The sequence below is a fragment of the Nostoc sp. CHAB 5715 genome, assembly GCF_020829685.1.
Lineage (GTDB): Bacteria > Cyanobacteriota > Cyanobacteriia > Cyanobacteriales > Nostocaceae > Nostoc.
Window position 1 is genome coordinate 1 of sequence record NZ_JAIVFR010000199.1, and the last position, 9,149, is coordinate 9,149.

A 9,149-nucleotide genomic window follows, 5' to 3' on the forward strand; every position below is an offset into this window, starting at 1 on the left:
CTTGAGTAGCGTTAATCAGTTAAGGCAAAGCATATCTCAAATTGAAGGCGATTTAGATAATATTCAAGAACGGTTGCGAAAAGATGCTAATGAAGAAATTAGCAGTTTACAAAAACGCTTAGATGAAATTGAAAGTAAAATTGATGAATTGAATCGAGAACAGGGTGCAAATCAGCAGCAAATTGCTCAACTCACAACTGAGATTGAAGGTTTAAACAAACAAATCGCCAAACAAAAATTGAATGAAGACAAGCAAACTTTAGCACAGCGACGGATTAACGCTACTCAAGATGCAATCGAACGGTTGACAGAAGTTAGAAATCGTCAAGAACAACAATTTCGCCTGCAACTAGAAAAGCGAGTACAAGAAATATTCACAAAGATTTCTGTAACTCCATACATTCCTAAAATTAGTGAAAAATATGAACTGACATTAGTAGAAAATACTACAGGTATAGAAGCACCAGTTGCAGCATCTACAGGGGAGAATCAAATTCTCAGTTTATCCTTTATTGCCAGCATCATTGACAAAGTAAGGGAATGGAGTGAGAAACGAAAAATGATGATGATTCCCGATAGTAGTACTTTCCCAATAGTGATGGATTCACCCTTCGGTAGTTTGGATGAGAATTCGCGGCGACACATTGCGAAGACAATTCCCCAATTAGCGAATCAGTTGATAGTTTTAGTTACTAAGACTCAGTGGCGGGGTGAAGTAGAAGCAGAAATGACAGATAGAATTGGGAGAGAATATGTGCTTACGTATTATTCATCTAAACCGGATTGCGAACAAGATTATATTGAGTTGGGTGGAGAAAGATATCCTTTGGTGAAACAAAGTCCGAACGAGTTTGAGTATACGGAAATTATGGAAGTTGAACGGGATAGGTAATTATCACGCACAGATGCAGAGAAAGACTTTTGCAAGGAATCTTATGATTTCGCGCATTCGCCGTTAGGCGTTCTCGTAGAGTAGGCGCAAAGGTTTTTTACAAAACTGACGCAAAATACCTCTCAAACTCTTATTCCTCCGTGTTCTCTGTCCCTCTGTGGTTCGATTTTCCGTTACTGTGCGTAAGTCCGATTTTAGTTAAAGTTGAGAAAAGTGACTTTTGAGAAGGAATCAGGTTATGGTTGCGAGTCCAGACAGAAATTATATGTCTCCCCACGAATACCTGGAATGGGAACAAGGCCAAGAAATTAAATATGAATATATTGATGGTGAAGTTTTCGCCATGACTGGGGGTACTCTTCCCCATAATGATATTGCTTTAAACTTAGCTTCAGCGTTAAAAAGTCACCTGCGAGGAAGTGGGTGTCGTGTGAATATGGCGGATGGGAAAGTAGGTGTATCTGAAAACGGGCCTTTTCATTATCCCGATGTTGTGGTGAGTTGCGATGAACGGGATAAACAAGCTATTCAATTTCTCCAATATCCTTGTTTAATTGTTGAAGTTCTGTCCCCAAGTACGGAAGCTTACGACCGAGGTAAAAAATTTACGCGGTATCGTCGCATTCAGACTTTGCAAGAATACATCCTCATTGATGCTGAAAAAATTAGTTTAGATTGCTTCCGGTTAAATGATAGAGGACTCTGGGAGTTACATCCTTATGAAGCAGGGGATGAGGTTTATTTAACCAGCGTTGATTTCCGCTTTCCGATATCTTTGGTGTATGAAAATGTTCAGTTTCCTATTTAAATTAGGATTATCCTCGATTCATTATTAGGGGTTTTATGAGTATTAAAACTGAAGCAACTATTGAAGATTTGTACCACTTACCTGACAATTGTAAAGCAGAAATTGTTAATGGAAAATTGGTGCTGATGTCTCCAACTGGATTTTTACCAGGACGTGCAGGCGGTGAAATTTATGCAAGTCTACGGGATTATGAACGTCTGACAAAAAGTGGTTATGCTTTGCCTGATAATGTCGGTTTTATTGTTAATCTCCCTAATCGTCGTTCTTTAAGTCCTGATGCTGCGTTTTATACTGGCAAACCTACAGGCGGGAAGTTTCTCAATGGTGCGCCTATATTTGCTGCTGAGGTGCGAAGTGAAAATGATTACGGTGATAAGGCTGAGAAAGATATGGCTAGTAAACGCCGTGATTATTTTGCAGCTGGTACGTTGGTAGTTTGGGATGTAGACGTACTTAAAGAGGAAGTTATTAGAGTATATCGTGCTAGTAATCCAGAAGAACCCCAAATGTATCGCCGTGATGAGTTGGCTGAAGCTGAACCCGCAGTGCCAGGATGGAATATGTTAGTGGATAATTTGTTTGTTTAGCGATCGCCTGCATACTATTATAAAATAATACCTTGGCGAGTCCGTAAGCGTAGCCAGCCGTAAGCATCGCTTTTGGCTGTCGGTTAAGATGGCAACAATGTAGATATTAATATCATGGCTGCAAATAGAATCAGGGTTGCTAAAGATAAGGCTGAGTTTGTGAAATCTCTAGTAGCATCAAAAGACACAACAGGGCCTTTTCAAACTTATGCTGATGTGCTTGTGTTTAGTGCAGCATTGGGGGCAAAGTATAAAAAGCGAGTTGCTTTAGGGGAGATATCTAAAAGAGATCCCGATCCCATACCGCAAGAGCATTTTGTATCAAAAGGATATGATACGCTGATCAAACTACTGGCAATGACTGCAAATAAAGATATTAGTATTCTTTCGTCTAATGACGAAAATTATGACACTCAACGTATTCGCATTTTTGAGGAATATGCTAATGGTGGACTTGAGTTATTGCAAAATGAATTTCGTGGTGCAGTAGACTATTCAGAAAGGTTACTATTAATTTTAAGCCACGATAAATTTCAAGATAATTCGGCAGAAGTTGAGTTTGATTTAAGTAAATTCATTTAAAAAATGTGGTAAAGATATCTAGTTTATATGGCAATAGAAGAAACAATACATGACGACTTTTTTAAAAACTTTATAGTAGCCACAGCAACCATTTCTGCAATTTATGACATTCCAGATAAATCAGGAATATATGCTTTTTACCACGCATTCGATTTTGCAGAAAATAATTTAGCTATGGATATAAATGAACGGGTTAGTAAAACTGTCTTTACAACCAAGTTCATTGAAGATGATTCCCGCAAAAAATTTACTATAGATATATGTGGAAAACCAGTTATTTTATCAGATAATATGCATAGTTTCATCAAAAGTGTATCTATGCCAAAAGACAGACGTAATCTCAAAAAGCTCCTTTTAACCTGTAGTATTTTACAATGTCCAGATTACATTGGTTATGCTTCTAGTTTACAAAAAAGATTTCAACAACACTTAGAGAGTGATAATGGTTTCTTTGCAAAATATGGTAATTTAAGACCTCAAGATGAATTTCTATTTATATGTTTTCCTTGCTCTAGGGATCTTGCCAGAGAACTTGAAAGTTTACTAATTCAGCTTTGCCAGCCCAAATTTAATACACAAAGGAGTTAATGATGGAAGAACTAGATGATCAATCACCAGAAACTATTGAATATAAAGCTATTACAGGTACTTTTGGTGAAGTGCGCTACTTTCTTACAACTCTTGATCATAGTGATGCAGCAGAGAATATTAGATTTGCTGGCGAGCTTCAGGGTAAATGGGGATTTTCTGAGAGAGTTCAACGGAAATTAGATGAAAAAAGGGCAGAAACAGAACTATTTGCATATTTAGCAAAAAACGGAATTAGGTTTTTCAACTCTTTGGTTATTGTTCTTCTTCCTAACTCAGATGAACAGACAGAATTTTGGGATTTTTCCCATGTTATGAGTAAAGGTAAACCTCTAGAAAAATGGGTAAACTTAAAATTATATAAAGGTGTTTCTCGAATAGTTATAGATGGTCAACATCGTTTGTTATCGTTAAAAAAATACTGGAATGTACATATAGACAAACAGCCTCTATCTCCCCAAGAAATATTAGAAGGTTGTGCTTGTGAGGAACCTTTTGATATACCAGTTGTCTATTTAGTTTTTGGAAATTTAGGCAGAGTAGGACACTCTGAAAAGACAGTTTCAATACGGGATGAAGCGATTAAGGCTACTCGTAATATATTTACAGTAATAAATAATACTGCCAAGCGTATTGATCGACAAACTCAACTTTTATTGGATGACACAAAACTCTCTGCACTTATACCTAGAAAACTTTTAGAGGAAGATGTCTTAGAAGATAAAATTGTAAAATGGTCATCTAAATCTACAAATTTGACACAGACTGATCCTTATCTCACAACAATAGATTTAATCAGTAAATGTGCTGTAGAAATTTTAATAGATTATAAAAAGACAGCTTTGAAAAAGACTTTAAATTCTCCAATTGACAGAGAAAATGCAATGAAGCTGTATTATGAATCACATCCTAAAATTCCTCATATAGGAACTAGAGATATTTTTAAATGGTTTTTTTACAAACTCCAACCATTTAAGGATTGGCTTAATCAACTTGAACACTTGGGTATAACTGTTCCTCCTCAACCAGAAGAAATTAAACTACAAGCTATTCAAAAAGAGCAACTTAAAAAGTTAAGAGAGTCAAATATTCTATATACTGTCCTTGGGCAGCGTATTGTTTTTTTTGCTGTTTCAAGATTTTTATTGAGAATAAAATCTGAATATCGTATCCCAGAGATTTTAGATGCAATTGCTAAAAGTATAGAGAAAATGCATGATAAAGGCTTTTTGAATAGAAATGCACCTCATTGGAAAAACTTGATTGTACAGCCTAACGAAAAACTTACTATGATTACAACTGGTGCTGGTAGCGATAAATGCATAGAACTCCTTAGAATGATATTTCTTAATACCTCCGATGGGGTACGTGAACTGATTAAGAGTACTCGTGAAGATGTAGATAGTGAAGCAAATTGGACTATAGATACAATAGCTAGCTGGAGAAAAGAATTTTATGTCGAACTGCCTGTAGTTAAATTTATAGAAGATGACAGTATATCTGAAGAGAATAATTATACGGAAGCAACTGTGGTTGATGATGAAAATATCTTTAGCACAAATATCACAAATTCTCTAACTGAAGGAGATGAAGAAAATGATGAAGAAATATTTGATGAGATAGAAGATGAAATAGAAGACGAAAGTGACATTGATGAGTAAATATTAATTTGTCGCAGTAGGATTAAATTTTAGTCTACTGCAATTCGGCGATTTCTGAATAGTATTAATTGTCACTATGGTTTAGCTAGTTCAGAACGGATGGAAGCCCGACTTGCTTGGGTTCAACAAATTCACCATCAAAACCTATAGTTTTATCTTCAACAGTCCTAGCATCTGCTAAAGCCTTACGAAGTTCAGCACGTTCCATCTGATCCTGAATTCCACCCAGGATATAAACCAATAACTTCGCGGCTAAATCTCGTCCAGCAACCTGCACTCGCTTTTTATTTGGGTCGTACAAAACCCCATACCAGAGAGATTGAGGATATTCCATACCACTAAAACCACCTTGCTGATCAAACTTCCGCAGTTTCTTAAAAATATCTGCGAGTGAGAAACCTTTTTTAAAAACTAAAATTCCCAAAGCTTGCGCTAATCCAACTTGAGCAACTGGACGGAAAAGCATATTTCCTTCACCTCCATCTTTCTCAAAGCTGAAGCGCCGTAAAGCTGGTGTATCCTCGTGTTCTAAAATCTTATAACTAGAAAGACTAGCCAAAGAATCAAATAGCTTTCTAAATTCCTCAATTCCCTGCTCAAGTTCTTCATCCTCTGGACGCATGGGAATTAGACCTTTCTCCAAGGGTTTCCAGTGAGGGAACTTTTGAGCCAAATATCGCTCAGACATATCTTGTAGAGCTTGCAAAGTCGTCAAAACTGTAGAATTTGAAGCCACTGTTGCACTATTCCAATTAACACGGGGATTGCGCTCTTGTCTTTGTTCTAATAGTGGATGTGTAACTGCAATTTTTCTAGCAACGATCGCAAAACCATCATCTTCATTCAACTGTGTTAGTTGCCCTTTAGTCAAGGGTGCAGCCATCAGGTTGACATGAACAAAAATCGATCTCACCCTCCGCCTCGCCTCGGTGCGAGTTTCCCCAGCCGCTACCGCACAGATGAACTCAATACCAATTTTTTCCTTGGGTAAATTTTGCAAGTAAGCAAGTTCTACTTGGTACTTTTCTATCAAATCATTTACTGTAATAAAACTGTCGTCAGCACCTTTATCTTTTTTATAGCGCTGGAGTTTACGAGTTTTAATTAACTCCATCAATCCCTGTACACCCATTAATCGATGTTGGCCATCTAGTGCATAAATGGTTACATCATCCTCAGAAATATTTAGCAGTCCTACTTTAGCGTCTTTATCTAGGGGTATAAAATCAGTTGTAGACTTTGTAGCGCGTCCTTCACTATCCCACTCAGCAGCTTTGGGATTATCCACCCACGGTTGATTAATTACTACCAGCACCGGTGGAAACTTATGGTTGTGTCTAGCCGCTAAATACTGTACTAGCGGTGCTTGACGTGACCAATCAAGGGGACGTTGCTGAATTTCATCAATACTATCCGCGTCAATCTCGACATTATCAGTCTCTGGATTATATTTTTTCTGAAACAGAGGTAAGCCAGAGGCGAAGTGAACACGACCTGCAAACCATTCCAGTGTAACAGAGCTAACATAAGCCTCAGTACCACCCATCTCGGTTTTTTGAACGAGAATCTGATCTTTTTTCTTTAAAAATTTCTCCAGGAGTAAAGCTAGTACCTGTTTCTCCTTGTTTTCCCCTTCTCGGTACTCTCTAGCGATGTCAGTAGTTGGGTCAGAATCTTTCATGCTAATTTTTAAAATTTGTGTATAAAATATGAAATTACAATTCGTGTTACGATTATGGGTTTATTAATTTTTTGTTTTGCCTTAAAGTCTGTACAATACAGTGGCTACCCTCAAAGCAATTCAAGGAAGGGTGAAGAATATCCATGTTTCAGTAGGTAAGGGAAATGGCTACAGCACAACAGCAAGAGGATAAAAATCAGCAAGTACGTACTGTAGCAGAGTTAGTGGACTATATCCAAGCTCTCACCATTGAAATTCAAGAATTGTACAGTTTGGATCAGATACCTTGGGTAGTAGGCTATTCAGGTGGCAAAGATAGTACTGCCACTTTACAGCTTATCTGGAATGCGATCGCAGCACTACCAGTTGAAAAGCGAAAAAAGACTATTCATGTTATTACAACTGACACACTAGTAGAAAACCCTGTAGTCTCTGTTTGGGTACGCAAATCCTTAGAAAGGATGAGGGTTACTGCTAAAGAACAGAAAATGCCCATTGAACCCCATTTATTACATCCAGAAATCAAAGAGACATTCTGGGTAAGCTTGATTGGTAAAGGTTATCCAACGCCGCGAGGAAAATTTCGTTGGTGTACAGACCGTCTAAAAATCCATCCTTCTAACCGCTTTATCCGTGATGTGGTTAGAGTAAATGGGGAAGTTATTCTTGTTTTAGGTACGCGCAAAGCTGAAAGTGTCAAACGTGCTATCTCAATGGAAAAACATCAAGCAGGTAGCCTAAAAGATCGCCTCGTTTCTGATTCAAGTTCACCTACATCTTTGCTTTACCATAGTGCAAGCTTGCCTAATTCTTTAATTTATAGCCCCATCGAAGATTGGCGTACTGATGAAGTTTGGATTTACCTAAATCAGTGGCAAAACCCTTGGGGATATAGCAACAAAGACTTGTTCACCATGTATCGAGGTGCTACAGCAGATAATGAATGTCCTCTAGTTGTTGATACTTCTACTGCTAGCTGTGGTGATTCTCGATTTGGCTGCTGGGTTTGCACAATTGTTAATAAGGATAAATCAATGGAGGCAATGATTCAAAATGATGAAGAGAAGGAATGGATGCAGCCTCTATTAGATATCCGCAATGAATTAGATAATAGAGATGACCGCGATAAAAGAGACTTCCGTCGCATCTGGGGAGAAGTCCAACTTTTTGAGCGTCATGTAGATGGTGAAGCCTCTATTGAACCAATTCATGGCCCCTATACCAAATATTGGCGGGAACATTGGCTCAGACGATTATTAGAAGCGCAAACAGAAATCCGTCGTACAGCGCCAGAAAATATGCGCGACATCACCCTAATTACTCTCGAAGAAATGAGCGAAATTCGCCGCATTTGGCTAGAAGAAAAACATGAATTTGATGATAGCTTACCTCGGATTTATCAAGAAGTGACTGGTGAAGAATTTCAAGACCCCCGTCCTGGTGCTGACTATAGCCTACTAGGTCGTGATGAATGGGCTGTGTTAGAAGAAATCTGTGCAGATGATAGTATGCACTTGGAACTCATGGCTAAACTTTTAGACACAGAACGCCAATTTCGTAAAATGTCCCGTCGTGTGGGAATCTACGACACCCTTGAAAAATGCTTTGCTACAAGTTCGCGTTCTAAAGATGAAGCAGTTAAAAATGCTCATTTAAAGCGGGATTTGAAAACAGCAGCTGAACAAGGCGATATTGAAAAGGTCAAGCAGCTAACTTTAGCAGATTTTGCCACACCCGATGCACAAGCGATCGCGCCTGATGCAAAAGTTGACGCAACAAACCTTACAAAATCTGATGCCCAGACAAAGACTTGGGGAAACATGAAATTTAAAAAATAGGTACACAGTGCTTTAAGGGTGTGTCTCATCATCATCATCAACATCTCCCAAGTAAAGCCTGATAAACTCTTCTGCTGCGGCTGGATTAATTTTCTTGAGTGCATCCCGAATTTCTAGCACCCCCTCCGCTACAGGGTCCATTATCTCATTTACCCAGCGATTAACATTTGAGCGTCCAGTTCCCATTGTCACTGCTAACTTATTTTGGCTAATGCCATGTGTCTCTAACACCTGTTTCAACGCTTTTCCTGCTTTTCCCATGCTTCTGATTGTGTCAAAGGCTTTTAACCAAGTAAATGTCCCGTATAAGCGACAAAAGGTGTAAGATATTTATGTCTCGTATACGGGACATAAATATCTCTAGCAAAATATGTGAGTTCCAATGACAATACCTTCGCCAATTATGAAGTGGTGACAGAAGGCTTAGGAGCGTGAATACGCCCCAGCGAGGATATTCTATCAAAAATTTGAGATAATAAAACCTTGTGTGGCTTTTTCGGAAGCATCTTAAT

8 protein-coding genes and 1 pseudogene are annotated in these 9,149 nt (G+C 38.3%); 7 read left to right on the forward strand and 2 right to left on the reverse strand.

Annotated elements, in window-relative coordinates:
- The 6 genes and pseudogenes from LC574_RS13125 to LC574_RS13150 all read left to right on the forward strand — a co-directional run.
- A pseudogene (locus tag LC574_RS13125) lies at window positions 1-892 on the forward strand (ATP-binding protein); the annotation flags it as partial.
- Between the two features lie 238 nt (window positions 893-1,130).
- Complete coding sequence (locus LC574_RS13130; RefSeq protein ID WP_229453931.1) at window positions 1,131-1,700, forward strand: Uma2 family endonuclease; 570 nt, start codon at window positions 1,131-1,133, stop codon at window positions 1,698-1,700.
- 35 nt (window positions 1,701-1,735) lie between these two features.
- Window positions 1,736-2,287, forward strand: a complete 552-nt coding sequence (locus LC574_RS13135; protein ID WP_229453932.1) for a Uma2 family endonuclease — start codon at window positions 1,736-1,738, stop codon at window positions 2,285-2,287.
- A gap of 114 nt (window positions 2,288-2,401) precedes the next feature.
- Window positions 2,402-2,869 (forward strand): DNA phosphorothioation-associated protein 4, encoded by a 468-nt coding sequence (locus tag LC574_RS13140; protein ID WP_229453933.1) that lies wholly within the window; start codon window positions 2,402-2,404, stop codon window positions 2,867-2,869.
- Window positions 2,870-2,896: 27 nt separating this feature from the next.
- Window positions 2,897-3,457 (forward strand): GIY-YIG nuclease family protein, encoded by a 561-nt coding sequence (locus LC574_RS13145; protein ID WP_229453934.1) that lies wholly within the window; start codon window positions 2,897-2,899, stop codon window positions 3,455-3,457.
- Window positions 3,457-5,118: a DNA sulfur modification protein DndB gene (locus LC574_RS13150; protein ID WP_229453935.1), complete on the forward strand. Its 1,662-nt coding sequence runs from the start codon at window positions 3,457-3,459 to the stop codon at window positions 5,116-5,118. Before LC574_RS13145 ends, LC574_RS13150 begins: the two co-directional genes overlap by 1 nt.
- A gap of 85 nt (window positions 5,119-5,203) precedes the next feature.
- Here the strand turns inward: LC574_RS13150 and LC574_RS13155 are convergent, their stop codons facing one another.
- Complete coding sequence (locus tag LC574_RS13155) at window positions 5,204-6,799, reverse strand: DGQHR domain-containing protein (protein WP_229453936.1); 1,596 nt, start codon at window positions 6,797-6,799, stop codon at window positions 5,204-5,206.
- Between the two features lie 164 nt (window positions 6,800-6,963).
- Between LC574_RS13155 and dndC the strand changes: the two genes are divergently transcribed.
- Window positions 6,964-8,637 (forward strand): DNA phosphorothioation system sulfurtransferase DndC, encoded by a 1,674-nt coding sequence (gene dndC, locus LC574_RS13160; RefSeq protein WP_229453937.1) that lies wholly within the window; start codon window positions 6,964-6,966, stop codon window positions 8,635-8,637.
- A 12-nt stretch (window positions 8,638-8,649) separates the two neighbouring features.
- Here dndC and LC574_RS13165 read toward each other — a convergent pair whose 3' ends face one another.
- Window positions 8,650-8,898 (reverse strand): helix-turn-helix transcriptional regulator, encoded by a 249-nt coding sequence (locus tag LC574_RS13165; protein WP_229453938.1) that lies wholly within the window; start codon window positions 8,896-8,898, stop codon window positions 8,650-8,652.
- Between the last annotated feature and the right edge of the window lie 251 nt (window positions 8,899-9,149).

What these genes read in the sequence shown, in the direction of transcription:
- LC574_RS13130 (WP_229453931.1), top strand. Translation starts at nt 1,131, where the DNA reads ATGGTTGCGAGTCCAGACAGAAATTATATGTCTCCCCACGAATACCTG.
- LC574_RS13135 (WP_229453932.1), top strand. Translation starts at nt 1,736, where the DNA reads ATGAGTATTAAAACTGAAGCAACTATTGAAGATTTGTACCACTTACCT.
- LC574_RS13140 (WP_229453933.1), top strand. Translation starts at nt 2,402, where the DNA reads ATGGCTGCAAATAGAATCAGGGTTGCTAAAGATAAGGCTGAGTTTGTG.
- LC574_RS13145 (WP_229453934.1), top strand. Translation starts at nt 2,897, where the DNA reads ATGGCAATAGAAGAAACAATACATGACGACTTTTTTAAAAACTTTATA.
- LC574_RS13150 (WP_229453935.1), top strand. Translation starts at nt 3,457, where the DNA reads ATGATGGAAGAACTAGATGATCAATCACCAGAAACTATTGAATATAAA.
- LC574_RS13155 (WP_229453936.1), bottom strand. Translation starts at nt 6,799, where the DNA reads ATGAAAGATTCTGACCCAACTACTGACATCGCTAGAGAGTACCGAGAA.
- dndC (WP_229453937.1), top strand. Translation starts at nt 6,964, where the DNA reads ATGGCTACAGCACAACAGCAAGAGGATAAAAATCAGCAAGTACGTACT.
- LC574_RS13165 (WP_229453938.1), bottom strand. Translation starts at nt 8,898, where the DNA reads ATGGGAAAAGCAGGAAAAGCGTTGAAACAGGTGTTAGAGACACATGGC.